The following is a 23,969-nucleotide window of genomic DNA, read 5'->3' as shown; positions in this document are numbered from 1 at the left end:
GAACGTTAGCATTTCGGCGTGGTTTCGCCGGATTTTGTGGGGCGGTCCTTGGACCGCCCCATTGCGTGTTGACGGGCGCCGCACTACGCTTTCTTAGAAGAGCAAGAGCAGTAAACCGTGAGGGGATCCCCAGTGCCCGTATCCATTCTTCGCACCCTGTCCTGTGCGGCCCTCATGGCCGCATCCGCCGCACCTGCCGTGCAGGCCGAAGGACTGGCAGGATCCTATCTGGCCGGACGGGCCGCGACCTACGGCAGCGACTTTGCCGCCGCGGCGCTCTACTACACCCAGGCGCTGGCACGTGACCCGCAGAACCCGCTCCTGATGGAAAATGTGGTGTTCGCCCAGCTGGCGATGGGCAAGGCGGAACTTGCGGTGCCGGTTGCCGAACGGCTGCGCCAGACCGGTGCCCGCAGCCAGGTTGCCAATATCGTTCTGGCGGGCGGTCTTGCCGCCAAAGGCGACTATCAGGCGATCCTGGACCGTGATCTGGAGCGGGAAGCGATCCATCCGCTCGTGGACGGCCTTCTGCAAGGCTGGGCCCATGTCGGCGCGGGCTCCGTCTCCAGCGCGCTGGAAACCTTTGACCGGCTTGCCAAGGACGGCAGCCTGAAACCCTTCGTGCTCTATCACCGCGCCCTGGCGCTGGCCTCTGCCGGTGACTACGGCGGGGCAGAGGCGCTGTTTGCCGCCGAGGACGGCCGCCTTGCCACCCTCAGCCGGCGCGCCGCGGTGGCGCGGGTGCAGATCCTGTCACAGCTGAACCGTAATGACGATGCCCGGGAGGCGCTGGCCGCAGCATTCGGCAGCAGCCTTGATCCGGGCCTTGAGGCGCTGGACGCGCAGCTCGCTGCTGGGAAAACCCTCGCCTATACCATCGCTCCCAGCCCGCAGGAGGGCATTGCCGAGGTGTTCTTCACCCTTGGTGCGGCACTGAACGGCGATACCGCCAATGACTATGTTCTGATGTATGCCCGCATGGCGTCCTCGCTGCGCCCGGATCATGTGGATGCCATACTGCTCAGTGCAGGTCTGCTTGACCAGCTGGGCCGGTATGAATTGTCGGTCGCCACCTACAAGCAGGTGCCGAGCAGCCATCCGGACTATCACGCCGCCGAAATGGGCCGCGCCGAGGCGCTGCGCCGCGCCGCCAAGCCGGACGCCGCCATTGAAGTGCTGGAGAAACTCGCCCGCGACTTCCCGGATCAGCCCAGCGTCTACATCAGCCTTGGCGACCTCCTGCGCCAGCAGGAAGATTATGCCGCCGCCGCCCGCGCCTATGACAAGGCGCTGGACAAGACGCCTGAAGACTCCTCCAGCCGCTGGTTCCTGTTCTATGCCCGCGGCATCTGCCACGAACGGCTGGACCAATGGCCGCAGGCTGAGGCCGACTTCCGTGCCTCGCTGGATCTGGACCCGAACCGGCCGCAAGTGCTGAACTACCTCGGCTATTCGCTGGTCGAGAAAAGCAGCAAGCTGGACGAGGCCCTGGACATGATCGAACGCGCCGTTGCGGCCCGGCCGGATTCAGGCTTCATCGTCGACTCCCTCGGCTGGGTGCTCTACCGCATGGGCAAGTTTGAGGAGGCCGTCGCCCATATGGAGCGCGCGGTGGAGCTGATGCCGGTGGATCCGGTGGTCAATGACCACCTGGGCGATGTCTACTGGGCCGTGGGCCGCGAGCGGGAGGCGGAATTCCAGTGGAAACGGGCGCTCTCCTTCATCGACCCGGAGGACACCGACGGCGAAGCCGACCCCGAGCGCATCCGCCGCAAGCTGGACGTGGGCCTCGACGCGGTTCTGGCCGAGGAAGGCGCCCAGCCCCTGAAGGTGGCCAATGGCGGCTGAGGTCGCAGCACCCGCCAAGATCAACCTGACCCTGCATGTGACCGGCCGCCGCGAGGACGGCTATCACCTGCTGGATTCGCTGGTGGTCTTTGCCGATACCGGCGACCGTCTGCAACTGGAGCCGGGACCGGAGCTGTCGCTCGAGGTCTCCGGCCTGTTTGCAGAGGGCGTGCCTTCCGATCAGCGTAACCTGGTTTGGAAAGCCGCCGAGGGTGCGGGCTGGACCGGACATATCAGCCTGGACAAGCAGCTGCCGCACGGGGCGGGCATCGGCGGCGGGTCATCGGATGCCGCTGCAGTGTTGCGCACGCTGGCGGGGCAGGGCGCCAGCATCCCCGCAGACTTGCCGCTGACACTTGGCGCTGACGTCCCGGTCTGCATGGCGGCGCGCGCCTCCCGGATGCAGGGCATCGGCGGCCAGGTCACGCCGGTGGAGTTGCCTGAACTGCACGCGCTTCTGGTCAATCCAGGCGCGCATGTGCCCACCGGCCCGGTTTTTTCGGCACTCGCCTCACGACAGAACCCGCCAATGCCAGACGTCATCCCGTCCTTCAGCTCGGCTGATGAGTGTGCCATCTGGCTGGCAGAGCAGCGCAACGACCTGGAGACCCCGGCCATCACAGTTGCACCTGAGATAGAGCGGGTTCTGTCGGATCTGCGCAACTCCCGCCAGTCTCTGCTCGCTCGCATGTCCGGCTCGGGCGCCACCTGCTTTGCGCTCTACCCCACCAAAAAGGCCGCCCATATGGCCGCCTATGAAATCGGCGCAGAGCATCCCGAGTGGTGGTGCAGCGCAGTCACCCTGACTTGAACCGCCCCTTTGTTCACAGGGATCTCCCGCCTGCGGGCCGGCGCATCACAGATGCTTGCCCGCCGTTGGGCCGCGCGCCGTGCTGACGCACAGCGCGGCACGGCTATGCCTATTCACCTTTGTGGGGATACTCCGGGGCTGAGGCCGGAAAGACCGAGGGGGCAGCGCCCCCTGGCCCGGTGTCAATTCAGCCGCGAAACCACGTAATCAGCCAGATCGCTCAGCATGGTGCGGATCTCGTGGTCCGGCAGAACCTCCAGCGCAGCCCGCGCCTTGGCGGCCCAGCCATAGGCATCCGCGCGGGTGGCTTCCAGCGTCTTGTATTTCGCCATCAGCGCCAGCGCCTGCTCCAGGTCGCCGTCTTCCTGCTTGCCCTTCTCGATGGTGCGGGTCCAGAACGCACGCTCCTCATCACTCGCCTGCGCCACCGCCTTGATCACCGGCAGGGTCAGCTTGCGCTCGCGGAAATCGTCGCCGACGTTCTTGCCGGTTGCCTTGCTGTCGCCCTGGTAATCCAGCAGGTCATCGGCAATCTGGAAAGCAATCCCCAGCGCATCGCCATAGTCGAACAGCGCCTTCACCTGTTCCTCCGGTGCGCCGGCAATCACTCCGCCCACCTCGGTCGCGGCCGAGAACAGCGCCGCGGTCTTGCCGCGCACCACCTGCAGATAGACGTCTTCATCGGTTTTCAGGTTCGACGCGGCGGTCATCTGCAGCACCTCGCCCTCGGCAATGGTGGCTGAGGCATTGGCCAGAATGTCCAGCACTCGCAGGCTCTCGGTCTCCACCATCAGCTGGAAACTGCGGGCAAACAGGTAGTCGCCCACCAGAACGGAACTCTTGTTGTCCCACAGAAGGTTCGCTGTCGGGCGGCCGCGCCGCTGGGCGCTCTCGTCGACCACATCGTCATGCAGCAGGGTGGCCGTGTGGATGAATTCCACCGTCGCGGCCAGTTTCAGGTGGTGGTCGCCCTCGTAGCCGCAAAGCCGCGCCGCTGCCAGCGTCAGCATCGGCCGCAGCCGCTTGCCGCCGGCCTCGACCAGATGCGCGGTCACCTCGGGAATGCGCGGCGCGTGCTTGGAGGCCATCCGGGTGCGGATCAGCGCGTTCACCGCATCCAGCTCCTGGCTCAGCGTTGCGGCCAGCATCTCATGCGGTTTCCTGGTCATCACTTGGTCCATCACTTTCCCGCTCGCAAGTCTCGACAAGGGGGACGGCTTGCCCTTAGATCCATCCCCATGAAAGAGCTTCTGCGCAGCACCGATCCGACGATCATGGCCTTTGCCTCAGCCCTCCTTGAGGGTGAGGATATAGACTGCTTTCAAATGGACGTAAATATGAGCATCCTGGAAGGCAGGATCGGAATTTTCCCGCGCCGTCTGATGGTTCACGAGGATGACTATGACGATGCCGTGATCGTGATGCGCGACAATGAAATCCCGCTGGGCAGATGACCTGCTTCTCTGATGATGAGCTGACCCGCAACGGTTTCCTCGGCGGCAGGGTGCAGCTGTGGCAGCCCGTGCGCGGCTACCGCGCCGGGGTGGACCCGGTTCTGCTGGCGGCCGCGGTTCCCGCGCGGGCGGGGGAGGCGGTGCTGGAGCTTGGCTGCGGTGCCGGGCAGGCGCTGCTGTGCCTTGGTGCGCGGGTGCCCGGACTGGCGCTGGCCGGAGTGGAGCTGCAGGCGCCATATGCGGACCTTGCCCGGCGCAACGCCCAAGCAAACGGTCAGGACGCCGAAGTGTTTGAAGCCGATCTTTCTGCCCTGCCGGAGGCGCTGAAGCAGCGCCAGTTCCACCACGTCATCGCCAACCCGCCCTATTACAAGGCCGGCGCCCACAGCCAGGCCCGCGACGATGGCCGCAAGGTGGCCCTGGGGGAGGGCACGCCGCTGGCGGATTGGATCGCCGCCTCTGCCCGCCGCCTTGCACCCAAGGGCTACTTGCACATGATCCAGCGTGCCGACCGGCTGCCGGACATGCTGGCGGGCTGCAGCGGCGTTCTGGGGTCTATAGAGGTGCTGCCGCTGGCGCCGCGCCATTCCCGCGCCGCGGAGCTGGTGATCCTGCGCGCCCGTAAGGGCGGACGGGCGGATTTCCGTCTGCATGCGCCGCTGATTCTGCACGAAGGCAGCCGGCATGAGCGTGATGGGGAGAGCTACCGCCACGAAATCAGCGCCATCCTGCGCGACGGCGCCGCCTTGCCCTGGCCCCGCTGAGGCCCTTTCAGCAGCCGCGCCAATGTGGGATTGCCGCCTAACCGTTTCAACCTGTGGTGAATCTGCGCGCCCGGTTTTCTGCAAAAACGCGCTGCACGCTGCGGCAAAATGCGCGGCGCATAGCCGATATGAAAATTTCATGACAAAAATAGTGCGGCTGCAGCGTGACAGACGCGGAAACATATGCTCCACTCTTCCTGTCAAACACATCTAGCTCAAAAAAGGAGGGTTACCATGAGCCTCAGCTCGCATCTGACCGAACTTAAGAAGAAGCACGAGCATCTGAGCATGGAAGTGGAACAGGCCCAACGATCGCCCAGTACCGACGATCTGGAAATCGCAGCAATGAAAAAGCAGAAGCTGAAGCTGAAGGAAGAGATCACGCGCCTGACAGCTGAAGCCGTCTGAAGAGTTCCCGCCGGGTCATAGACCGGCACAGTCAACGGGAGGGCCTGCCAGAGCGGCGGCCCTCTTTTTGTTTCCAGGACTATTTGCCGGCACTGGCCCGCGCCGCAATTAGCGCCCCGCCAGTGATCAGCGCTGCCGCCAGCGCCAGCCCCCAGGAGGCCGCGGCAATCCCCGCCAAGACCAGGATCAGCGTCGACAGCAGCGGTGCCGCGTAAGAGCTGGTGCCAAGCATCTGAATGTCGCCCTGCTTGACGCCGATATCCCAGACATAAAACGCCAGCCCGACGGGGCCGAGGCCCAGCAGCAGGGTGGAGGCCCAGCCCAGCGTGCCCGCAGGCCACACGGTTTCCTCCAGCGCGAAATGCAGCCCCCAGGAAGCCGCGGCGGTCGCCAGGCAGAACACCGCAACCGAACTGGTCGGCGCGCTGCCCACCAGCCGCGACAGCACCGAGTAGCCGGACCATGTCAGCGCGCACAGCAGCGCCAGCCCGTAGCCCGGCAGATACTGCGCCTCAAACCCGCCGCCGCCGCCGGAAATGATGGTGGCTGCCCCGGCAAAGCCCAGGACCGCACCGATCAGATGCCCTGCCTTCAGCCTTTCGCCGGGCAAGAGGCCGGAAAACAGCACGATCAGCAGCGGCCACAGGTAGGCAATCAGCCCGGCCTCTGCCGCCGGGGCCAGCCGCAGCGCGGAGAAGTAGAGCGCGTGATAGCCAAACAGGCCAATCGTGCCGAAGATGTAGACCCGCACCGGCACATGGCGCAGCTGTTTCAGCTTGCCCGACGCTGCGGTCCAGATGATCCCCAGCGTGCCGCCAATGGTGAAACACAGTGCATTCAGCAGCAGCGGCGGGGTGGGTTCCGAGCCGACAGTCAGCAGCGCCAGCAGCGCCCACAGCAAAACAGCGATGAAGCCAATGGCGGTCGCGCGGGTCTTGGTCATTGGGATTGCAGATCCTGAATCGGAATAATCTTGATGTCGCCCCACATATGCGCGGTTTTCTCGATCTCCGCAAAGTACCAGTCGCGGAAGGCTGCAATCTGCGGCCTGTCCTTGGCTTCCGGCAGACACAGGAAACGGAACCGCGCGTCGGATTGGATGGCGATCTTGAAGGGTGCCACCAGCCGCCCCTCGCGCACGTCCTTGATGATCAGCGGCCTCCGCCCCAGCGCCACGCCAAGGCCCGCACAGGCGGCATCGATGGCATGATCGGGGGCTGAAAAATGGGTTCCGCTGGTGGGGGTGAAGCCAACCCCCGCCGCCTGGAACCAGGTTGGCCAGTCGCACCCCGGTGCCACCTTGCTGATGGAATCGTCAAAAATCAGGGGCGCGTTCATCAGCGATTCCGGGGTGGGGAATTGCTCATGCATCTCAGGCGTCATCACCGGCGTCAGCCAATCGGGCCGGGTGCCATAAGAGGCAAGCCCCACGTCGTCTGACACGCCAAAGCGGATTGCCACATCCACATCGCCGCGGCGCAGGTCCACCACCTTGAGAGAGGCTGACAAGCGCAGCTCGATCTCCGGGTGGCTGCGGGCAAACTCGAACAGCCGCGGCGCCAGCCACTTTGCCGTCAGCGCAGGGCCTGCCGTCACCGTCAGCGTGGTTTCATCCAGCAGCCGCCGGGTGCTTTGCCAGGCCTGGCCCAATGTGCGGAAGCCCTCGGCCGCGCCGGGTGCCAGCGTCTCGCCCGCCTCGGTCAGCTCCACCGCCCGGTTCAGGCGGCGGAACAGCGGCTGGCCCAGATGCTCCTCCAGCGACTTGATCTGAAACGACAGCGCCGCAGGGGTCACGTTCAACTCATCTGCCGCCTTGGCAAAGGACATGTGGCGTGCAGCGGCGTCAAAGGCGCGCAAAGCGGTGAGCGGAGGCAGGCGGTCAGTCATCTTCGCATAAGTACAGCTTAACTGAAGCTCTGCAAAGTCTCGTTTGTGCGTTTGACGGAACGTCCTCATATTGGACGCAGGTAAAGGATACTGATCTGAGAAGGAGGCCGAAGATGCTGGAATACACTGCTGATGCCACCGTCAAATCCGCGATGGCCCGTGCCCACGCCGAGCGGGGGCAGGTGCTGAAACAGGCCTGGATCTGGCTGTTCGGCAAACGGGCGGCACCCGTCCTCCGCCCCAAGGTTTCCCGCTGGGCCTGAGCGCGCTCTGATTTCGAGAAAGAGGCACTTACGGGATAGGAAAAGGGCCGGTCCAGATGGACCGGCCCTTGCCGTTTCTGCTGATGCCAGGGATCAGACGAAGAACTGCGCGCCGTTGGCGGAAATGGTCGAGCCGTTGATGAAGCCCGAGTCGTCAGACGCCAGGAAGGCCACGCAGCGGGCGATCTCTTCCGGCTCGCCCAGACGGCCGGCCGGGATCTGGCCGATGATCGACTCGCGGACCTTCTCCGGAACCGCCATCACCATTTCAGTGGCGATATAGCCGGGGCAGACCGCGTTGGCGGTGATGCCGGCGCGCGCACCTTCCTGGGCCAGCGATTTCACGATGCCCAGGTCGCCTGCCTTGGTCGCGGCATAGTTCACCTGCGCGAACTGGCCCTTCTGGCCGTTGATCGAGGAGATCACGATGACGCGGCCGAACTTGCGCTCGCGCATGCCGGGCCAGATGGGGTGCACAGTGTTGAACACGCCGGTCAGGTTGGTGTCGATCACCTCCTGCCACTGCTGCGGCGTCATTTTGTGGAACGGCGCGTCGCGGGTGATGCCGGCGTTGGCCACCACGATGTCGATCGGGCCCACTTCCTCTTCGACCTTGGCGATGCCTGCAGCGCTGTCCTCATAGCTGCCGACGTTCCACTTGTAGGTCTTGATGCCGGTTTCCTCGGTGAATTTTGCCGCGGCTTCGTCATTGCCGGCATAGGTTGCGGCCACATTGCAGCCCTGCGCCTTCAGCGCCTGGGAAATTGCTGCGCCGATGCCGCGGGAGCCGCCGGTGACGAGTGCAGTACGTGCCATTAAATAATCCTCCAGTCATAGTCTCTTGGTAATCTTGCTACAGATTACGGTAAGTGAGCGCAACAATATTGCGCAGAAAAATTCTGCATTGCCGCGAAAAAATTGTCGCACCTGCAGTATAGGCCTGCCGTGTAAAAGAAAAAGGACGCCACGGGGGCGTCCTTCTCATTTTACGGTTTGTTGCCGGTTTTATGGGCGCTCGACACACATGGCGACGCCCATGCCGCCGCCGATGCACAGGGTGGCCAGGCCTTTCTTGGCGCCGCGGCGCTTCATTTCGAACAGCAGCGTGTTCAGCACCCGGCAGCCGGAGGCGCCGATCGGGTGGCCGATGGCGATCGCGCCGCCGTTCACGTTCACGATCGACGGATCCCAGCCCATGTCCTTGTTCACCGCGCAGGCCTGGGCGGCAAAGGCTTCGTTGGCTTCGACCAGATCCAGGTCATTGACCGACCAGCCGGCCTTTTCCAGCGCCTTGCGGGAGGCATAGACCGGGCCAACACCCATGATCGAAGGGTCCAGGCCCGCGGTGGCATAAGAGGCGATGCGGGCCAGCGGCTCGATGCCGCGGCGCTCGGCTTCATCGGCGCTCATCAGCAGGGTGGCGGCGGCGCCGTCATTGAGACCGGAGGCGTTGGCGGCAGTAACCGAGCCGTCCTTGGTGAAGGCCGGGCGAAGCTTCTGCATCGCTTCCATAGTGGCGCCGTGGCGGATGTATTCGTCTGCATCCACGGTGATGTCGCCCTTGCGGTGCTTGACCACGAACGGGGTGATTTCATCGGCGAACTTGCCCGCCTTCTGCGCGGCTTCCGCCTTGTTTTGCGACGCAACCGCAAACTCGTCCTGCATGTCGCGGGAGATCTGCCACTGCTCGGCCACGTTTTCGGCTGTCTGGCCCATGTGGTAGCCGTTGAACGCATCCCACAACCCGTCGCGGATCATGGTGTCGATGTATTTCATGTCACCCATCTTGTGACCGGCGCGCAGATGCGCGGCATGGGGGGACAGGGTCATGTTTTCCTGGCCGCCGGCCGCCACGATGGAGGCGTCGCCCAGCTGGATGTGCTGCGCACCCAGCGCCACGGCGCGCAGGCCGGAGCCGCAAACCTGGTTGATGCCCCAGGCAGCGCTTTCCTTGGGCAGGCCGGCGTTGATATGGGCCTGGCGGGCCGGGTTCTGGCCCTGCGCCGCGGTCAGCACCTGGCCCAGGATGGTCTCGGACACTTCGGATTTGTCCACACCGGCACGTTCCACAACAGCTTCCAGCACCGCGGCGCCCAGGTCATGGGCGGGGGTGTTGGCGAATGAGCCGCCAAAGGAGCCGACGGCGGTGCGCGCGGCGGATGCGATTACAACATTGGTCATTGATTCTGGTCCTCTGCCATCAATTCAGGTCTTCCGGGAGAGCCTGGCACCTGCAGTTTCAGCGGGCGCGCAAGAATCTTTCCCGATCACTCCGGGTACCGACATAATCTATTGCTGCACGTGCAGCAATTGACAGCGTGTCTCAGGGGGGGCGGCAAAGTCAACCGCAGGATACGTCCAGAACGGCAGGATTTCCGTCAGCGGGGCGCCGCGATGCTGCAGGGCAGCAACAAAGCCCGTCGCGGGCCTGCGCCGGGCGGATTGGCAAAGCACTTGAAAAGACCGGAACATATCAGGGATCCGGGAGCAGGGCGGTGTTGCTGGCGCTGCGTGCGGGCCTGCGCCGCGCGAAGGCCCGTGCGGTGTCCGGTCAGCCGCTTTCCTGCCGTTTCATGTCCTCGATCCAGGGCGGCGTGACAGAGGGGGCGCCGAACAGGTAGCCCTGCAGGCAGTCCACGCCGTTGTCCACCAGGAATTCCGCGTCTGCCTGGCTTTCGACCGATTCCGCGACGGTCAGCATGTCGAATTGTTTGGCAATGCCGATCAGGGCGCGGACCACGGCCTGATTGTCGTGGCTGGCGTGGATGCCGCGCACGAACTGGCCGTCTATCTTGACCGCGTCAAAGAAGAACTGGCGGAAGTTTCCGATCGCGGTGGTGCTGGCGCCGAAATTGTCGAGCGCAAAGGCGATCCCGTGCGGCTGCATCCGGCCCATGAAATCGGTCACCAGTTCCGGTGCGGCCATGGCTGAGGCTTCGGTGATTTCCAGAACCAGCCGTTCACCAAGCGTGCTGTCGCGCTTCAGGAACCGTTCCAGAACCTGCGTCCAGCGCTGATATCCGATGGAGCGTGCGGACATGTTCACCGACAGGCGGACCTGGGGGTATTTCTCCAGCGCCTTCAACCCGTGCTGCAGCGCCAGGCAGTCCATTTCGCGGCCGATCTCTTTGTCCTCGACCACATGCATGAATTCGCGGGCCGGGATCACCCGGCCGGTCGGGTCCAGCACCCTGATATAACCCTCGTAGAGGGCGACGCCATGCGGCGCCATCGCCTGCATGATGGGCTGATAGGCCAGAACGGTTTGATTGTGCCGCACGGCTTCCGCCACCATATCAAGCGTGGAGCGGTCGCGGCCGGCCACCGCCGCATTCAGCGGATTTTCAGCGCCTTCCGGAAAATCTGTCTTACGTCTGCTCATCTGCTGTCAGGCCCCTTTTTGTGCTGAAGCTGGGGTGAGTATCATGCTCCGTGCAGACTGCTGCAAAAGGGTTGAAGCAGGATTAAAATTCAAATTTGAACGACCCGCCCGGAGCGCCGCAGGCGGTCATCCGCCGAAGCCGGGTGTGCCTGCGTCCTCGGGGTGGCGGGCCAGATGCGCAGCCTTGATCGCGGCAGAGGTCTCGCGGCTGCCGTCGTGGCTGTAGCCGGGCGGCGCAAAAGCATAAAGCAGCCGCTGCTTCAGGGTCAGGTCGGGCTGGCGCATGTCCTTGAAAATGCCCGCCCATTCATGAAAGGCGACCCGCAGCGGGTTGAAGGTGGCGATGTTGTGGACCAGCCCGTAATCGGGGCGGTCGTGATCCTGTTCCGGCACAAAGGTTCCGAACATCTTGTCCCAGATGATGAAGACACCGGCATAGTTGCAATCCAGGTAGCGCGGGTTTCTGCCATGGTGGGCGCGATGGTGGCTGGGGGTGTTCATTACGGCCTCGAACCAGCGGGGCAGGCGGCTGACGGCCTCTGTGTGGATCCAGAACTGGTAAATCAGGTTCAGCCCGCCGCAAAACAGCACCAGCGCCGGGTGAAACCCCAAGAGCACCATGGGTGCCTTCACGATCATCATGAAGGTGAAGGTGCCGGTCCAGGTCTGCCGCAGCGCGGTAGTCAGGTTGTAGTGCTGGCTGGAATGATGATTTACGTGGGACGCCCAGACCCAGCGCACCCTGTGGCCGAAACGGTGCACCCAGTAATAGCGCAGATCGTCCAGCACGAAACACACCAGCACCGCCCACACAGACGTGCCCATGTCCAGCGGCGTCAGCTCCCACAGGAACATGAACAGCGCCCAGGCGACAAAGCCCAGCAACAGCCCCTCCGCCACACTGCCCGCGCCCATGATGAGGGAGGTCACCGCATCGCGGGTCTCATATCTTCCGCCGCGGCGCTTCAGGGCGATCCACAGGAACTCAGCCAGGATGGCGGCAATGAAAAAGGGCACCGCCAGCTGGGTCACGTCGGGGTAGGAGATTTCTCCGGTCATGCGGCCTCCGCCGGGGTGTTGATCAGGGCAAGCCACTGCTGCCGCTCGCGCTCCGGCAGAGCCAGTGAGAGGCCGGGGGCCGCGAAGTCGTTGAATTCAAAGCGCAGTCCGGTGGCTGTTTCGCGGACCTGGCTGCCGGTCAGGTGGCGGCCCACGGTGCCGCTTCCAAAGGCCCAGAGCAGCCCTGGGCCGTTCCCGGTCACTACCAGCGCGGCCTGTCCGCTGGCTGCGGGCAGCACCTTGAGGACCTTGTCACCGGGAAAGTGGCGCAGCCAGCCGGAGCGGGAGGTTTCAACGCCCAGCACAGCCTGCCGGGAGCGCCCGGTCAGATGTAGCAGAACGGCGATTCCCGATATTCCGCCCAGCACCAGGGCCAAGAGCAATTCCAGCGCCATACGCGACCTCCCGCGCGCAGACTGGCGGGCGGGCGGAAGCCTGTCAAAGGTGGCGTGGGGTCAAGCCCGGGGGGCTGTTATCCTGCCATGGCGGCACTGCGCGGGCGGGCCAGCACCTGCATCTGCACCACCCGTTCAACAAAGGGCACCAGCCCCTCCGGCCCGGAGGCCCGGTCTTTCAGATGGATGCAGACATCCGGCCGCAGCGCCGCTATGATGCCAATGAGGTCGCCGCGGATCTGGTCATCCAGGCCCGCGCCCATGATCACGCATTCGATGCGCGGCTCTGTCTCCAGCTGGCGCACCACCTCGGGCTGGTCATGCGCGCCCAGCCAGTGGATCGGCAGATGGTCCAGCTCCTCAGCCACATTGCCGATCACATGCGGCAGCTTTCCGATCAGTAACACAACAGGTCTCATTTCACTCTCCACCCTAGGCCAGGACGCCGTTCCGGGGCGTCCCTCGGTTTACAGGTAGTGCAAAATGCTGCCGGGTCAGGCAGAGGCCGCGGGATCAGAAGGAATAGGTGATGGACCTGCCCTTGCCCTGATCGCGGGTGAAGGTCACGGTGTTTCCATCGGTTGTGACCGTGAGGCAGTTCTGCGGAAGCTGCTTTTTCCCGATATAGACATTTCGGCAATAGAACCGCTTGTGCCAGGCCCAGGCCCCAACGATCTTTTCGCCTTTCGGAGAGACGCCCTGTAACTTGCCGTCTTCGGTGGCAAGAACCCAGTGATCGCCGGCCACCAGCTTCTTACCGGCAATTTTGGCCAGAAAATCCTTTTCGGTCTTGATAGGCCCGGCGCTGGCCGGGACGGAGGCTGCGATGCTGAGCGCTACGGCACACAAAGTCAGATGCAGCAATTTCATGGGGGTCCCTCCCGGAATACTTGTTAACAGAACACCGGGAGAGTGTGTCAGATCAGGGCTGATTTTTCAATTGGTGGGTGCGGCGCTGCCTGCTCGCTCGCCAATCATCGCTGCAATGATGTCCTTAGCGCTCTCGGAGTTCCACTCGGCATCGCCCAGAAGCCGCGCCACCTCCTTGCCGTCGCGGTCCAGCAGTACCGTGATCGGCAGACCGATCACTGCCATCTCACGGGCCAGAGCCTGTTTCGGGTCCTGGTGGCGGGGCAGATTGCTGATGCCGTTTTCATCAAAGAACTTCTGGATGCCCGCGGGCGAGTTGCGCCCGGTGGCGATGGTCAGCACTTCGAAGTCCTCACCGCCGAACTCCTCTTGCAGCTCCGCCAGCTGCGGCATTTCCTTGCGGCAGGGGGCGCACCAGGTGGCCCAAAAGTTCAACAGCACAATCTTGCCCTGGTAGTCCCCCAGGGATGCCGTGCCGGCGCCGTCGGCCAGATCAAAGGCGGCGGCGGACACATCGCGCGGCTCTGCGTGCACCACCAGCTTCTTCATTGAGCCATCGCGCAGCGCTTCCAGCTGCGCCTGATCTGCCGCAGCCGCGGCATTTGCACCCAAGGCGAGGGCCATATAAAGGGAAAGCTGACGAAACAGACGCATATTATCTCCGGGGTTCCACACCATGACAGATCAATCCTCGAACCAGATGTGGGGCGGCCGCTTTGCCGCTGGCCCGGACGCGATCATGGAGGCAATCAATGCCTCGATCGGGTTCGACAAGCGGATGGCAGCACAGGACATCGCAGGCTCCAGGGCCCATGCGGCGATGTTGGCCGCCACGGGCGTCATTACGGATAATGATGCGGAGGCCATTCGGGAAGGGCTGCTCACCGTTTTGTCAGAGATCGAGGGCGGAACTTTCCAGTTTTCCACAGCACTGGAAGACATTCATATGAATGTAGAGGCGCGCCTGAAGGAGATCATCGGCGAGCCCGCAGGCCGCCTGCACACGGGCCGCAGCCGCAATGACCAGGTGGCGACCGATTTCAAACTCTGGGTACGCGATCAGCTGGACGCAGCCGAAAGCGGCCTCTTGGCGCTGATCCGCGCGCTTCTGTCGCAGGCTGAGGCAGGCGCCGATTGGGTGATGCCGGGCTTCACTCACCTGCAAACCGCGCAGCCGGTGACCTGGGGCCACCACATGATGGCCTATGTCGAGATGTTCGGCCGCGATCTGTCCCGCGTCCGTGACGCCCGCGCGCGGATGAACGAATCGCCCTTGGGTGCCGCAGCGCTGGCCGGCACCTCCTTCCCGATTGACCGGGAGATGACGGCAAAGGCGCTTGGCTTTGACCGCCCGGCGGCCAACTCACTGGATGCGGTCAGCGACCGCGACTTCGCGCTGGAATTCCTCAGCACCGCGTCGATCAGCGCCGTGCACCTGTCGCGCTTTGCCGAGGAGCTGGTGATCTGGTCCTCCGCCCAGTTCCGCTTCGTGACGCTCAGCGACCGGTTCTCCACCGGCTCGTCGATCATGCCGCAGAAGAAGAACCCGGACGCCGCCGAGCTGATCCGCGCCAAGGTTGGCCGGATCTTTGGCGCCAACACCGCGCTGATGATGGTAATGAAAGGCCTGCCGCTGGCCTATTCCAAGGACATGCAGGAAGACAAGGAACAGGTCTTTGACGCCGCCGACAACTGGATGCTGGCGCTGGCGGCGATGGAAGGCATGGTCAAGGACATGAGCGCCAACCGCGAGAGCCTGGCGGCTGCGGCGGGCTCCGGCTTCTCCACCGCAACCGACCTGGCCGACTGGCTGGTCAGGGTGCTGAAGGTGCCGTTCCGCGATGCCCACCACGTGACCGGCACCCTGGTTGCGATGGCCGAACAGCGCGGCTGCGACCTGCCGGATCTTTCGCTGGAAGATATGCAGGGTGTGCACGCAGGCATCACCCAGGACATCTTCTCTGTGCTTGGTGTTGAGAATTCGGTAAACTCGCGCATGTCTTATGGCGGCACCGCGCCCGCCCAGGTGCGTGCGCAGGTCGCCCGCTGGAAAGAAGTGCTGGCAGGCTGATCCCGTCAGGGACGGCTGCGGCAAGGAGGCAGACGATGCGCAACATGATCTTTGCTTTGCTGGGACTGGCCGTGCTGTCGGCCTGCGGCGCCGACGGCGAACCGGTGCAGCCGACCCTGAACGCCGGTGTCGGCGTCGGCAGCGGCGGTGTCCATGTCGGCGGCGCGGTGGGTCTGCACAAGGGGCCGCTCAGCGTCTTTCTCGGCTTCTAGCAGCCAAGCGCCCTTGATGCGGCGCAACAGAGCAACCGCGTTTAGACCGCCCCGCAACACTGCCGGGGCGGTTTTGGTTTCAAGGATATTGCAATGAAAGCAGCTATTGCCCTTCTGGCCTTCCTGAGCCTGGCCGCCTGCGAGGCCGGCGCCCCGGCGTCCGGCCCGCCGCAAAAACCCGAGCCGGCGGCAACCGGCGTGAAGGTCTCCGGCTATGGCCGGGTTGGGGTCTCCACTGCGTTCTAGCGGACACGGGCAAGAGCCGGTCCGGGCCCTTGTCCCGTCCGGCTGCCGTCTGCTGCTGTGTGTTCCGTATCTGATTTGCTGAGCTTCAGAGGTAAGTAATGGCGGCGCCGCCAAGGGGCGGAGGCGGGACGGGAGTTTCCTCCCGCACGCGAAACGTCGTCTGTGCGTGCCCGTGCCAAGGGGCCCTGTTCCTGAGTGCCGGGGGTGTCAGGCCCGGCGGTGACCGCGATCAAATGGGACTATGCCATCTGCCGCTTAAAATCGCGTGAGCCATGCGTGCGCCGGTTGCGCAACACCCCGGGCATTGCGGTTGCCGCCGCTGTTTTGCAGTGAGTATTTGGGGAAAGATGAAGGCGCAGGCCGGGTGTTTTCATCTTTCCCGAAATACTCAAACTCCGCCGCCCGCAACGAAACGCCGGCGGGGATGGCGCGGCGCAGGGCCCGACGGGCGCGGGCGCATCTTTGATGCGTTTGCGGCGGGCGGCAGAGCTGCTTTGTGTCCTACAGGGCGGGCGGGGCGGAATCATTTGATCCATCCGCCCCTTTTGCCCTAAACGCGGGGGCATGGACCATTTTCTCTACCGCGACGGCGCGCTTTTCGCCGAAGACGTTCCCATCTCCGAGATCGCCGCGGCGGTGGGCACCCCGTTCTATGTCTATTCCACGGCCACGCTGCTGCGCCACTTCCGCCTGTTCGACGAGGCGCTGGAAGGCACCGACCACCTGGTCTGCTTTGCGATGAAGGCGGCCTCTAACCAGGCGATCCTAAAGACCCTGGCGCAGGCCGGCGCGGGCATGGATGTGGTCAGCCAGGGCGAATATCTGCGCGCCAAGGCGGCAGGCGTGCCGGGGGACAGGATCGTGTTTTCCGGCGTCGGCAAGACGGCAGAGGAAATCCGCGTGGCGCTGACCGGCGGCATCCGCCAGTTCAACGTGGAATCCGAGCCGGAGATGGAGGTGATCAGCGCCGTGGCTGAGGAGCTGGGCAGCAAGGCCCCTATCACCATCCGGGTGAACCCGGACGTGGATGCCAAGACCCACGCCAAGATCGCCACCGGCAAATCCGAAAACAAGTTCGGCATCCCGATTGCGCGCGCCCGCGAAGTCTATGCCCGCGCCGCCGCGCTGCCGGGGCTGGAAGTGGTGGGGATCGATGTCCATATCGGGTCGCAGCTGACTGACCTGGAGCCGTTCCGGCTGGCCTATCAGAAGGTGGCCGAGCTGACGGAAACCCTGCGCGCCGATGGCCACAACATCCGCCGCCTGGACCTGGGCGGCGGGCTTGGCATCCCGTATGAGCGCTCCAACTCCGCGCCGCCGCTGCCGGTGGAATACGGCCAGATGGTCAAGGAGACCCTGGGCCATCTCGGCTGCGAGATCGAGATCGAGCCGGGCCGCTTGATCGCGGGCAACGCGGGCCAGCTGGTCAGCAAGGTGATCTATGTGAAGTCGGGCGAGGGGCGCGATTTCCTGATTCTTGATGCCGCGATGAACGACCTGATCCGCCCGGCGATGTATGAGGCGCATCACGACATCATTCCGGTTGAGGAGGCGACAGCGGGCGTGGAAAGCCAGCCCTATGACATCGTCGGCCCGGTTTGCGAGACCGGCGATACCTTTGCCAAGCAGCGCGGCCTGCCGCCGCTGGCTGCGGGCGATCTGGTCTCCTTCCGCAGTGCCGGTGCCTATGGCGCGGTGATGGCGAGCGAATACAATTCCCGCCCCTTGATCCCGGAAGTGCTTGTGCACGGGGATCAATTCGCGGTTATTCGCCGCCGCCCGGACTATGAAGAGATGATAAACCGCGATACCATCCCGGAGTGGCTCTGAAGCGATCCGGGCGCAATCCGGCGCGGGCCATCGGAGAATGAGGCCCCAATGCCCTTTGACCGCCTTGGAAACCGGCAGGCCGATCCGGTCCTGAAACCCCTGCGCTGGCCGCTGGCCCTGACGCAGGCCGGGCTGGCGGCAGAGCGTGCCTTGCGCAGCTTCTGGCCGCTGGCCTCGCTGCTGATGGCGGCGCTGGCGGCACTGATGCTGGGGCTGCACCAGATACTGCCGGAGCGGCTGGTCTGGACCGGTGCGATTGCGGTGCTGATTGCCGCCGCTGCGGCGCTGGGCTGGGGGCTCTGGCGTTTCCGCTGGCCCAGCCGGGCCGCGGCGCTGGACCGCTTGGACCAGACCTTGCCGGGCCGTCCGGTCTCGGCTCTCTTGGATACCCAGGCGATTGGTGCAGAGGATGCGGCGTCAGCCGCGCTGTGGCAGGCCCACCAGCGCCGGATGGCCGCGGCGGCGGCCAAGGCCAAGGCGCCGGCACCTGATCTCAACATTGCATCTTCCGACGCTTACGGCCTGCGCTATATGGCGGGGCTGATGCTGGCGGTGGCGGTGCTGTTCGGCTCGATCTGGCAGCTGGCCACGGTCAGGGATCTGGGCGCAGGCGGCAGCGCTGCGCTGAACGGGCCGGCCTGGGAGGGCTGGGCGGAGCCGCCTGCCTATACCCGCCTGCCGGTGCTCTATTTGAATGACCAGGACGCAGGCCTGCTTAAACTGCCGGAAGGCAGCCGCGTTACCTTGCGGTTTTATGGCGAGGTGGGCGCGCTGGAACTGGCAGAGACTGTCTCCGGCGCGGGCAGCAGCGAAGCAGGCCCCGCGCAGACCGCCATGGAGTTCAGCGTCACCCGCAGCGGCAGCTTTGCCATCGAAGGCAACGGCGGGCGCAGCTGGCAGGTGGAGGTGATCCCGGACAATCCGCCCATGTTGGCGGTCGCAGGCCAGCCGGAGCTGGAAAACGACGGCTACACCACATTGGGTTTTACGGCGCAGGATGATTACGGCGTGGCGGCAGGCCAGGTGCGGATTGCGCTGGATCTGGCGGCGGTGGAGCGGCAGCACGGGCTGGCCGCGGAGCCTGACCCGCGCGAGGCGCTGGTGCTGGACCTGCCATTGCCCCTGTCCGGCTCGCGCAAGGATTTCACCGAGAAGCTGATCGAGGATTTTTCCCAGCACCCCTGGGCCAATCTGCCGGTGGTCTTCACCTTCACCGCGGTGGATGAGGCAGGCCAGTCGTCTGCTGCCGCGGGATACGGGGCCGAGCTGCTGACCCGCCGCTTCTTTGATCCGCTGGCCGCAGCGGTGATCGAACAGCGCCGCGATCTGTTGTGGACACGCGCCAATGCAGTGCGGGTGGCGCAGGTGATCCGCACCCTGACGCACCGCCCCGAAGGGCTGTTCCGCGACTATGGCGATTTTCTGCGGCTGCGCACCATTCTGCGGCGGCTGGAGAGCTATACCGTTGACGGCTCGATCCCTGAACCGCGGCAGGAGGAGATCGCTTCTGCGCTGTGGGATCTGGCGATCCAGCTGGAAGAGGGCGACGTGGGCGACGCGCTGGAGCGGATGCAGCGGGCGCAGGAGCGGCTGAGCCAGGCGATGCGCGACGGTGCCAGCGAGCAGGAGATCGCGCGCCTGATGCAGGAACTGCGCGAGGCCACCCAGGACTACATGCGCCAGCTCAGCCGTCAGGCAGAGGCGAACGGCGAGATGATGGACCCGGGTGATATGCCCGAGGACATGATGACGCTCAGCCAGGACGACCTGCAGGCGATGATGGACCGCATCCAGGAGCTGATGGAGCAGGGCCGCATGGCTGAGGCTGAACAGGCGCTGCGCGAGTTCCAGGAGATGATGGAGAACATGCGGATGACCCGCTCGCAGCAGGGGCAGGGCCAGGGCAACGAAGGCCGCGAGGCGATGGAGGGGCTGGCGGAGACCCTGCGCGAGCAGCAGGGGCTGTCGGATCAGGCGTTCCGCGATCTGCAGGAGCAGTTCAACCCCGGCGCCCGCAGCGGCGAGAGCCAGGGCAATGAGGGCCGCGACGGCGGCCTTGGCCGCGGCCAGAGCCATCAGGGCGGCCAGGGCGGCGACCAAGGCGATGGCCAGGGCGGCGAGGGCGCCGAGAGCCGCAACCCCGATGGCCAGGGCGGCCAGGGCGGCAGCAACCGCGAACAGCCGGGGCAGGGCGGTTCGCTGGCCGACCGGCAGCAGGCACTGCGCCAGCAGCTGCAGCAGCAGCGCGACGGGCTGCCCTATATGGGCGGCGAGGCCGGTGAAGCCGCGCGCGAGGCGCTGGACCGCGCAGGCCGCGCCATGGAAGGTGCCGAAGAGGCGCTGCGCGGCGGTGACAATGCCGAGGCCATCGACCGCCAGTCCGACGCCATGGAGGCGCTGCGCGAAGGCATGCGCAGCCTGGGCGAGGCGCTGGCGCAGCAGCAGCAGCCGGGGGCGCAGAACGGGCAGCAGCCCTCTGCCACGGCGCAGGGGGACCGGCTGGACCCGCTGGGCCGCAACAACGGCAGTATCGATGACGGCGGCAAGGTGGGCGAAGGCACGGCCTACCGCCGCGCCTGGGATCTGCTGGAGGACATCCGCCGCCGGGCAGGAGAGCGCGAGCGCAGCGATCGAGAGCGCAATTACCTGCAGCGCCTGCTGGACCGGTTCTGACACCGGCAGCACGGGGCACTGCGGCCGGAGGTGCCGTTCGGGACCTTGAGCCGAGCTGCCTTATTGAGTTGAGGTGACAGACTTCACCTGGTTGTCCAGCCACAGCCGTGCCTGATCGACCCAGTCCACATAGCTGCTGATCACCGGGTCCGCCTGCGGCAGCTTCTCGGCAATCAGCGGCGCCTTGTCATAGACCATCACCAGGATCAGCGCTGCAATCAGCGACACTGCAAAGCCGCGGGCAAAGCCGCTTTTACGCCGTACCGGCACGTCTTCAGGATCCGCTTGCGGTGCGGTTGCCGCAGTGCCGGCGGAACGCAGGGTGGAGTTGATTTCCTCGATGTCCGGCAGCAGCTCCTTGCGCGAGCCGCCTTCGGCGGCAGCCAGCTGGCGCGGGTCCTCGCCGCGCATCCGCGCCATCCGGTCGCGGGCCTGACGGCTGCGGCGGGCTGCTTCGTCATCCACGGGTGCTGCGCCCTCCAGCCCAAGATCGGGCTGGATTTCCAGGCTTTGTGCCTCTGCCTTGCGCAGCTCAGCCTCGCGCGCAGCTTCCTCGCGCAGGATATCAGACATTTCCGGGTCCAGTGTGCGCCCGCGCTGCGGCTGCGGGGGGTCTTCGGCGTGAAGGTCTTCTTCTTCGCCCTCGCCGTGACCGCCGGACTGGTCATCCGCGTCTTCTTCAAAGCGGTCCTGCGGCGCAGCGGCGGATTCCGTCTCATCCGTCAGTTCCGGGACGGCTTCTTGCGCCGTATCTTCTGGCGTGCTGTCTTCCAGATCAGCCTCTGGTGAAGCTTCCGGCTGCTGCCCGGCGTCCTGCTCAGCTTGCGCTGCTCTTTCCCGTTCTGCTTCGGCGTCCCGTTCCGCTTTCGCTGCAGCGTCCTGTTCCGCCTTTGCCGCCAGCTCCCGCTCAGCCTTCTCCCGTGCCTCTGCTTCCGCCGCGCGGGCAAAGGCTTCTTCGATCCCGATGTTCTCCAGCGCGTCCTCTGCGCCGGCTTCAGCGGTGCCCGCTGCCGCCTGGTACCAGGTCTGGCCGCAGTTCGAGCACTGCACATCGCGCCCCTCGGGCGGGATCACATCCTCGGGCACTTCGTATTGCGCTGCGCAATTCGGGCAGGTCAGGCGCATCATGCTCTCCTCGGCACCATCCCGCCGCCCTGCAGGCGGCAGATTGTTTTTCCAAGGATTATAGGCATCCCCCACAGGCGGTGAAAGTGGCAAATGCGGCAACAGCACGCACGCGGGTTTCCCGGCAACAGAGCCCCCATTGAAACTGCCGGCCCCTTGGGGCAAAACAGCCGGGCGCAATTAACAGGCGCGTTCAGGGGGCAGCAGTGATCGAGCTGGAAAATGTGGGCTACAACTACGGCGGCGGCGAGCTGCTGCACGAGGTGTCTGTGCAGCTGGCGCCGGGCTCGTTCCATTTCCTGACCGGCCCGTCCGGCGCGGGCAAGACCACGCTGCTGAAGCTGTGCTATGGCGCGCTGATGCCGACCGCGGGCCGGGTGCGCGCCTTCAACATGGATGTGCACGGGCTGGACCGCGACCAGATGGCCTATCTGCGCCGCCGGGTCGGCGTTGTGCATCAGGACTGCCGGTTCCTGGATCATCTGCCGGTGATTGAGAACATCGCGCTGCCGCTCTTGGTCTCGGGGCGCGAGCTGAGCCACGAGGAAGCCAACCTGCAGGAACTGCTGAACTGGGTGGGCCTCAGCGAGCGTGCCCACGCGCTGCCGCCGGAATTGTCGGGCGGCGAGCGCCAGCGGGCGGCGCTGGCCCGTTCGGTGATCCTGTCGCCGGATGTGATCATCGCCGATGAGCCGACCGGCAATGTGGACTGGGAAATGTCGCAGCGGCTGCTGCAGCTGCTGGTGGAGCTGAACCGGATGGGCAAGACCATCCTGGTTGCCACCCATGACCTGTCGCTGATCCGGGCTGCCAAGAACCAGGTGCAGGCGCGGGTGCTGCGGATTTCCAACCGGCAGCTGCAACTGGCGGGGGCGGACCTATGACCGAAGGCAGGCTGCGCAAGCTGATCCTGGGCGACGCCCAGGCGGACCGGGTGGTGCCGCCGAGCGGCTTTACCGCCCAGCTGACCCTGTTTGTCTCCGGCGCGATGGCGTTCCTCACGGTTTTTGCGCTGGCGCTGTCGATGGCCTCGGGCCGGCTGGCCGACCAATGGGCCGAGGAGCTGGCCCGGGCCGCCACTCTGCGCATCAACGCCCCGGCGGAGCAGCGCGCGGCACAGACCGAGGCAGCGCTGGAAATCCTGCGCCAGACGCCCGGTGTGGCCACTGCGCGGGCGCTGACCGGTGAGGAGCAGGCGGCCTTGCTGGCGCCCTGGTTCGGGGCTGGCGTGCCGGTCGGGGACCTGCCGCTGCCGCAGCTGATCGAAGTCACGGGCGATGATGCGGGGTATGATGCCCAGGGCTTGCGGCTGCGGCTGCAGGCCGAGGTTCCGGGCGCGGTGCTGGATGATCACACCCGCTGGCGGGCGCCGCTGGTGGATGCGGCCCAGGCGCTGCGCCGCCTGGCCTGGGTTTCGATCCTGCTGATCGGCGGCGCCACTGCGGCGATGATCACCCTGGCCGCCAATGCCGCCCTGGCCGCAAACGCCCAAGTGATCGAAGTGCTGCGGCTGGTCGGCGCGCTCGACAGCTATATCGCCCAGGCTTTCATCCGCCGCTTCACCCTGCGGGCGCTGACCGGCACCGCCGTTGGTGTGGCCGCGGGTATGATCGGGGTCTTTCTGATGCCGGAAGCCTCTGCTGAGGGCGGTTTCCTGACCGGGCTTGGCCTTCAGGGCTGGGGCTGGCTGGCGCCCTTGCTGATCCCGCCACTGGGCGCGCTGGTGGCCTTTGCCGCCACCACCCGGGCGGCCACCAAACGTCTGGGGGAACTGTCATGAAAAACCCGATCCAATGGCTGCGCTCGCTGGTCTTCATCACGCAGATGTATCTGGCGATGCTGGTGCTGGGCATCGTGTTTGCACCCTGGGCAATGGTGTCGCCCAAGGGTGCGCGCACGGCCTGCAAGACCTATGCCCGCTGGTCGTTGTGGACCGCCCGCTGGATGGTCGGCATCCGCAGCGAAGTGCGCGGGCAGGTGCCCGAGGGCGAGGTGATCGTCGCCGCCAAGCACCAGAGTTTCCTGGATATCCTGATGATCTTCAATGCGGTGCCCTCGGCCCGGTTCATCATGAAGAAAGAGCTGATGTGGACGCCCGTTATTGGCGTCTACGCCAAACGGCTGGGCTGTGTGCCCGTGAACCGCGGCAAGCGCGGCGCGGCGATTGCCAAGATGGTCAAGGATGTTGCCAAGGAAAGCGCGGAGCCGGGGCAGCTGATCATCTATTCGCAAGGCACCCGCGTGGCGCCCGGCGCCAGGAAACCCTACAAGATCGGGACCGCGGTTCTCTATGACGGGCTGAACCAGCCCTGCGTGCCGGCTGCCACCAATGTCGGCGTGTTCTGGCCCCGTACCGGGATCTACCGAAAGCCGGGCCTGGCAGTGGTGGAATTCCTGGAACCGATGCAGCCGGGGATCGCCCGCGACGACTTCATGGCGCAGCTGGAAGAGCGGGTCGAAAGCCGCTCAGACGCGCTGATGCGCGAAGCCGGCTTTGATCCCGGCCAGGCTGCCGCCAAGGCCTGATCCGCTGGCCTGACCGGCTGTTTCGGCTGTGAGCAGGAGGCACAGGCTCCAATTTGCCGGGGTGACGGTTTGCCCGAAACAGGCTAGCCTTACCGCAAGAATGCGCGGCAAGCCGCCGGCCGGTGGCGGGGGCATGCCAGAGGCG

At 65.2% G+C, this 23,969-nt stretch carries 26 protein-coding genes; 14 read left to right on the top strand and 12 right to left on the bottom strand.

Translation table 11 applies throughout. The features are described 5' to 3' along the window. The first annotated feature begins 132 nt into the window (after positions 1 to 132). Positions 133 to 1,848, top strand: coding sequence for a tetratricopeptide repeat protein (locus N6L27_RS10575; RefSeq protein WP_271907215.1), 1,716 nt, complete (start codon positions 133 to 135; stop codon positions 1,846 to 1,848). Then, the gene (locus N6L27_RS10570) at positions 1,838 to 2,659 is read left to right on the top strand and encodes a 4-(cytidine 5'-diphospho)-2-C-methyl-D-erythritol kinase (protein ID WP_271907214.1); all 822 of its coding nucleotides are present in this window, start codon (positions 1,838 to 1,840) and stop codon (positions 2,657 to 2,659) included. The genes N6L27_RS10575 and N6L27_RS10570 overlap by 11 nt, the downstream gene beginning before the upstream one ends. Before the next feature lie 182 nt (positions 2,660 to 2,841). On the opposite strand, the gene N6L27_RS10565 is transcribed toward N6L27_RS10570, so the two are convergent. Next, positions 2,842 to 3,840, bottom strand: coding sequence for a polyprenyl synthetase family protein (locus N6L27_RS10565; protein WP_271907213.1), 999 nt, complete (start codon positions 3,838 to 3,840; stop codon positions 2,842 to 2,844). Positions 3,841 to 3,897: 57 nt separating this feature from the next. On the opposite strand from N6L27_RS10565, the gene N6L27_RS10560 reads away from it, so the two are divergent. From N6L27_RS10560 to N6L27_RS10550, 3 genes are all read left to right on the top strand, one after another. Beyond that, positions 3,898 to 4,113, top strand: a complete 216-nt coding sequence (locus tag N6L27_RS10560; RefSeq protein WP_271907211.1) for a putative signal transducing protein — start codon at positions 3,898 to 3,900, stop codon at positions 4,111 to 4,113. Beyond that, positions 4,110 to 4,877 carry a tRNA1(Val) (adenine(37)-N6)-methyltransferase gene (locus N6L27_RS10555; RefSeq protein ID WP_271907210.1) on the top strand — a complete coding sequence of 256 codons (768 nt, stop codon included), beginning with the start codon at positions 4,110 to 4,112 and terminating at the stop codon, positions 4,875 to 4,877. The genes N6L27_RS10560 and N6L27_RS10555 overlap by 4 nt, the downstream gene beginning before the upstream one ends. A 234-nt stretch (positions 4,878 to 5,111) precedes the next feature. Beyond that, positions 5,112 to 5,285: a YdcH family protein gene (locus N6L27_RS10550; RefSeq protein ID WP_019297104.1), complete on the top strand. Its 174-nt coding sequence runs from the start codon at positions 5,112 to 5,114 to the stop codon at positions 5,283 to 5,285. Between the two features lie 79 nt (positions 5,286 to 5,364). On the opposite strand, the gene yddG is transcribed toward N6L27_RS10550, so the two are convergent. Beyond that, entirely contained in the window at positions 5,365 to 6,228 is an 864-nt protein-coding gene (gene yddG / locus N6L27_RS10545; protein ID WP_271907209.1) for an aromatic amino acid exporter YddG, read from the bottom strand. Then, the gene (locus tag N6L27_RS10540; protein ID WP_271907208.1) at positions 6,225 to 7,172 is read right to left on the bottom strand and encodes a transcriptional regulator GcvA; all 948 of its coding nucleotides are present in this window, start codon (positions 7,170 to 7,172) and stop codon (positions 6,225 to 6,227) included. Before N6L27_RS10540 ends, yddG begins: the two co-directional genes overlap by 4 nt. Before the next feature lie 113 nt (positions 7,173 to 7,285). Between N6L27_RS10540 and N6L27_RS10535 the strand changes: the two genes are divergently transcribed. Next, positions 7,286 to 7,435 (top strand): hypothetical protein, encoded by a 150-nt coding sequence (locus tag N6L27_RS10535; protein WP_271907207.1) that lies wholly within the window; start codon positions 7,286 to 7,288, stop codon positions 7,433 to 7,435. 93 nt (positions 7,436 to 7,528) lie between these two features. Here N6L27_RS10535 and phbB read toward each other — a convergent pair whose 3' ends face one another. The 8 genes from phbB to N6L27_RS10495 all read right to left on the bottom strand — a co-directional run bounded on the left by phbB (position 7,529) and on the right by N6L27_RS10495 (position 13,795). Further along, positions 7,529 to 8,251 (bottom strand): acetoacetyl-CoA reductase, encoded by a 723-nt coding sequence (phbB, locus tag N6L27_RS10530; protein ID WP_260017602.1) that lies wholly within the window; start codon positions 8,249 to 8,251, stop codon positions 7,529 to 7,531. 189 nt (positions 8,252 to 8,440) lie between these two features. Then, complete coding sequence (locus N6L27_RS10525) at positions 8,441 to 9,616, bottom strand: acetyl-CoA C-acetyltransferase (RefSeq protein WP_271907205.1); 1,176 nt, start codon at positions 9,614 to 9,616, stop codon at positions 8,441 to 8,443. 370 nt (positions 9,617 to 9,986) lie between these two features. Then, on the bottom strand, positions 9,987 to 10,817 hold the full coding sequence (locus tag N6L27_RS10520) for an EAL domain-containing protein (protein ID WP_271907204.1): 831 nt from the start codon (positions 10,815 to 10,817) through the stop codon (positions 9,987 to 9,989). A gap of 126 nt (positions 10,818 to 10,943) precedes the next feature. Further along, on the bottom strand, positions 10,944 to 11,876 hold the full coding sequence (locus N6L27_RS10515; RefSeq protein WP_271907203.1) for a sterol desaturase family protein: 933 nt from the start codon (positions 11,874 to 11,876) through the stop codon (positions 10,944 to 10,946). Further along, on the bottom strand, positions 11,873 to 12,271 hold the full coding sequence (locus N6L27_RS10510) for a hypothetical protein (RefSeq protein ID WP_271907202.1): 399 nt from the start codon (positions 12,269 to 12,271) through the stop codon (positions 11,873 to 11,875). Before N6L27_RS10510 ends, N6L27_RS10515 begins: the two co-directional genes overlap by 4 nt. A gap of 77 nt (positions 12,272 to 12,348) precedes the next feature. Further along, on the bottom strand, positions 12,349 to 12,690 hold the full coding sequence (locus tag N6L27_RS10505) for a hypothetical protein (RefSeq protein WP_271907201.1): 342 nt from the start codon (positions 12,688 to 12,690) through the stop codon (positions 12,349 to 12,351). Between the two features lie 94 nt (positions 12,691 to 12,784). After that, positions 12,785 to 13,141, bottom strand: a complete 357-nt coding sequence (locus tag N6L27_RS10500; protein WP_271907200.1) for a hypothetical protein — start codon at positions 13,139 to 13,141, stop codon at positions 12,785 to 12,787. A 66-nt stretch (positions 13,142 to 13,207) separates the two neighbouring features. Then, positions 13,208 to 13,795 carry a TlpA disulfide reductase family protein gene (locus N6L27_RS10495; RefSeq protein ID WP_271907199.1) on the bottom strand — a complete coding sequence of 196 codons (588 nt, stop codon included), beginning with the start codon at positions 13,793 to 13,795 and terminating at the stop codon, positions 13,208 to 13,210. 22 nt (positions 13,796 to 13,817) lie between these two features. Here N6L27_RS10495 and argH point away from each other — a divergent pair, with 22 nt between their 5' ends. From argH to N6L27_RS10470, 5 genes are all read left to right on the top strand, one after another. Then, on the top strand, positions 13,818 to 15,212 hold the full coding sequence (argH, locus tag N6L27_RS10490; protein ID WP_271907198.1) for an argininosuccinate lyase: 1,395 nt from the start codon (positions 13,818 to 13,820) through the stop codon (positions 15,210 to 15,212). 35 nt (positions 15,213 to 15,247) lie between these two features. Next, entirely contained in the window at positions 15,248 to 15,424 is a 177-nt protein-coding gene (locus tag N6L27_RS10485; protein WP_260017611.1) for a hypothetical protein, read from the top strand. 93 nt (positions 15,425 to 15,517) lie between these two features. Beyond that, positions 15,518 to 15,670, top strand: coding sequence for a hypothetical protein (locus N6L27_RS10480; RefSeq protein ID WP_271907197.1), 153 nt, complete (start codon positions 15,518 to 15,520; stop codon positions 15,668 to 15,670). Positions 15,671 to 16,234: 564 nt separating this feature from the next. Further along, positions 16,235 to 17,500, top strand: coding sequence for a diaminopimelate decarboxylase (lysA, locus tag N6L27_RS10475; RefSeq protein WP_271907196.1), 1,266 nt, complete (start codon positions 16,235 to 16,237; stop codon positions 17,498 to 17,500). Between the two features lie 48 nt (positions 17,501 to 17,548). Then, the gene (locus N6L27_RS10470; RefSeq protein WP_271907195.1) at positions 17,549 to 20,173 is read left to right on the top strand and encodes a DUF4175 domain-containing protein; all 2,625 of its coding nucleotides are present in this window, start codon (positions 17,549 to 17,551) and stop codon (positions 20,171 to 20,173) included. 60 nt (positions 20,174 to 20,233) lie between these two features. Here N6L27_RS10470 and N6L27_RS10465 read toward each other — a convergent pair whose 3' ends face one another. Beyond that, positions 20,234 to 21,298 carry a zinc-ribbon domain-containing protein gene (locus N6L27_RS10465; protein ID WP_271907194.1) on the bottom strand — a complete coding sequence of 355 codons (1,065 nt, stop codon included), beginning with the start codon at positions 21,296 to 21,298 and terminating at the stop codon, positions 20,234 to 20,236. Positions 21,299 to 21,504: 206 nt separating this feature from the next. On the opposite strand from N6L27_RS10465, the gene N6L27_RS10460 reads away from it, so the two are divergent. From N6L27_RS10460 to N6L27_RS10450, 3 genes are read left to right on the top strand one after another with little or no spacing between them, the layout of a single operon-like run. Then, complete coding sequence (locus N6L27_RS10460; RefSeq protein WP_271907193.1) at positions 21,505 to 22,182, top strand: cell division ATP-binding protein FtsE; 678 nt, start codon at positions 21,505 to 21,507, stop codon at positions 22,180 to 22,182. After that, on the top strand, positions 22,179 to 23,078 hold the full coding sequence (locus N6L27_RS10455; protein ID WP_271907192.1) for a cell division protein FtsX: 900 nt from the start codon (positions 22,179 to 22,181) through the stop codon (positions 23,076 to 23,078). Before N6L27_RS10460 ends, N6L27_RS10455 begins: the two co-directional genes overlap by 4 nt. Continuing rightward, positions 23,075 to 23,824, top strand: a complete 750-nt coding sequence (locus tag N6L27_RS10450) for a lysophospholipid acyltransferase family protein (protein WP_271907191.1) — start codon at positions 23,075 to 23,077, stop codon at positions 23,822 to 23,824. Before N6L27_RS10455 ends, N6L27_RS10450 begins: the two co-directional genes overlap by 4 nt. The last annotated feature ends 145 nt before the right edge of the window (positions 23,825 to 23,969 follow it).

Origin of the sequence: Leisingera sp. SS27 (assembly GCF_028368855.1) — a bacterium.
Lineage (GTDB): Bacteria > Pseudomonadota > Alphaproteobacteria > Rhodobacterales > Rhodobacteraceae > Leisingera.
This window is presented reverse-complemented; position numbering and strand designations above follow the sequence as displayed.

Excerpts from the sequence above, each read along its gene's own strand:
- N6L27_RS10565 (WP_271907213.1), bottom strand. The coding sequence starts at position 3,840 with ATGGACCAAGTGATGACCAGGAAACCGCATGAGATGCTGGCCGCAACG.
- N6L27_RS10480 (WP_271907197.1), top strand. The coding sequence starts at position 15,518 with ATGAAAGCAGCTATTGCCCTTCTGGCCTTCCTGAGCCTGGCCGCCTGC.
- N6L27_RS10570 (WP_271907214.1), top strand. The coding sequence starts at position 1,838 with ATGGCGGCTGAGGTCGCAGCACCCGCCAAGATCAACCTGACCCTGCAT.
- argH (WP_271907198.1), top strand. The coding sequence starts at position 13,818 with ATGACAGATCAATCCTCGAACCAGATGTGGGGCGGCCGCTTTGCCGCT.
- N6L27_RS10535 (WP_271907207.1), top strand. The coding sequence starts at position 7,286 with ATGCTGGAATACACTGCTGATGCCACCGTCAAATCCGCGATGGCCCGT.
- N6L27_RS10510 (WP_271907202.1), bottom strand. The coding sequence starts at position 12,271 with ATGGCGCTGGAATTGCTCTTGGCCCTGGTGCTGGGCGGAATATCGGGA.
- N6L27_RS10485 (WP_260017611.1), top strand. The coding sequence starts at position 15,248 with ATGCGCAACATGATCTTTGCTTTGCTGGGACTGGCCGTGCTGTCGGCC.
- N6L27_RS10470 (WP_271907195.1), top strand. The coding sequence starts at position 17,549 with ATGCCCTTTGACCGCCTTGGAAACCGGCAGGCCGATCCGGTCCTGAAA.
- yddG (WP_271907209.1), bottom strand. The coding sequence starts at position 6,228 with ATGACCAAGACCCGCGCGACCGCCATTGGCTTCATCGCTGTTTTGCTG.
- N6L27_RS10455 (WP_271907192.1), top strand. The coding sequence starts at position 22,179 with ATGACCGAAGGCAGGCTGCGCAAGCTGATCCTGGGCGACGCCCAGGCG.
- N6L27_RS10560 (WP_271907211.1), top strand. The coding sequence starts at position 3,898 with ATGAAAGAGCTTCTGCGCAGCACCGATCCGACGATCATGGCCTTTGCC.
- N6L27_RS10505 (WP_271907201.1), bottom strand. The coding sequence starts at position 12,690 with ATGAGACCTGTTGTGTTACTGATCGGAAAGCTGCCGCATGTGATCGGC.
- N6L27_RS10550 (WP_019297104.1), top strand. The coding sequence starts at position 5,112 with ATGAGCCTCAGCTCGCATCTGACCGAACTTAAGAAGAAGCACGAGCAT.
- N6L27_RS10465 (WP_271907194.1), bottom strand. The coding sequence starts at position 21,298 with ATGCGCCTGACCTGCCCGAATTGCGCAGCGCAATACGAAGTGCCCGAG.
- phbB (WP_260017602.1), bottom strand. The coding sequence starts at position 8,251 with ATGGCACGTACTGCACTCGTCACCGGCGGCTCCCGCGGCATCGGCGCA.
- N6L27_RS10520 (WP_271907204.1), bottom strand. The coding sequence starts at position 10,817 with ATGAGCAGACGTAAGACAGATTTTCCGGAAGGCGCTGAAAATCCGCTG.
- N6L27_RS10540 (WP_271907208.1), bottom strand. The coding sequence starts at position 7,172 with ATGACTGACCGCCTGCCTCCGCTCACCGCTTTGCGCGCCTTTGACGCC.
- N6L27_RS10500 (WP_271907200.1), bottom strand. The coding sequence starts at position 13,141 with ATGAAATTGCTGCATCTGACTTTGTGTGCCGTAGCGCTCAGCATCGCA.
- lysA (WP_271907196.1), top strand. The coding sequence starts at position 16,235 with ATGGACCATTTTCTCTACCGCGACGGCGCGCTTTTCGCCGAAGACGTT.
- N6L27_RS10555 (WP_271907210.1), top strand. The coding sequence starts at position 4,110 with ATGACCTGCTTCTCTGATGATGAGCTGACCCGCAACGGTTTCCTCGGC.
- N6L27_RS10450 (WP_271907191.1), top strand. The coding sequence starts at position 23,075 with ATGAAAAACCCGATCCAATGGCTGCGCTCGCTGGTCTTCATCACGCAG.
- N6L27_RS10495 (WP_271907199.1), bottom strand. The coding sequence starts at position 13,795 with ATGCGTCTGTTTCGTCAGCTTTCCCTTTATATGGCCCTCGCCTTGGGT.
- N6L27_RS10515 (WP_271907203.1), bottom strand. The coding sequence starts at position 11,876 with ATGACCGGAGAAATCTCCTACCCCGACGTGACCCAGCTGGCGGTGCCC.
- N6L27_RS10525 (WP_271907205.1), bottom strand. The coding sequence starts at position 9,616 with ATGACCAATGTTGTAATCGCATCCGCCGCGCGCACCGCCGTCGGCTCC.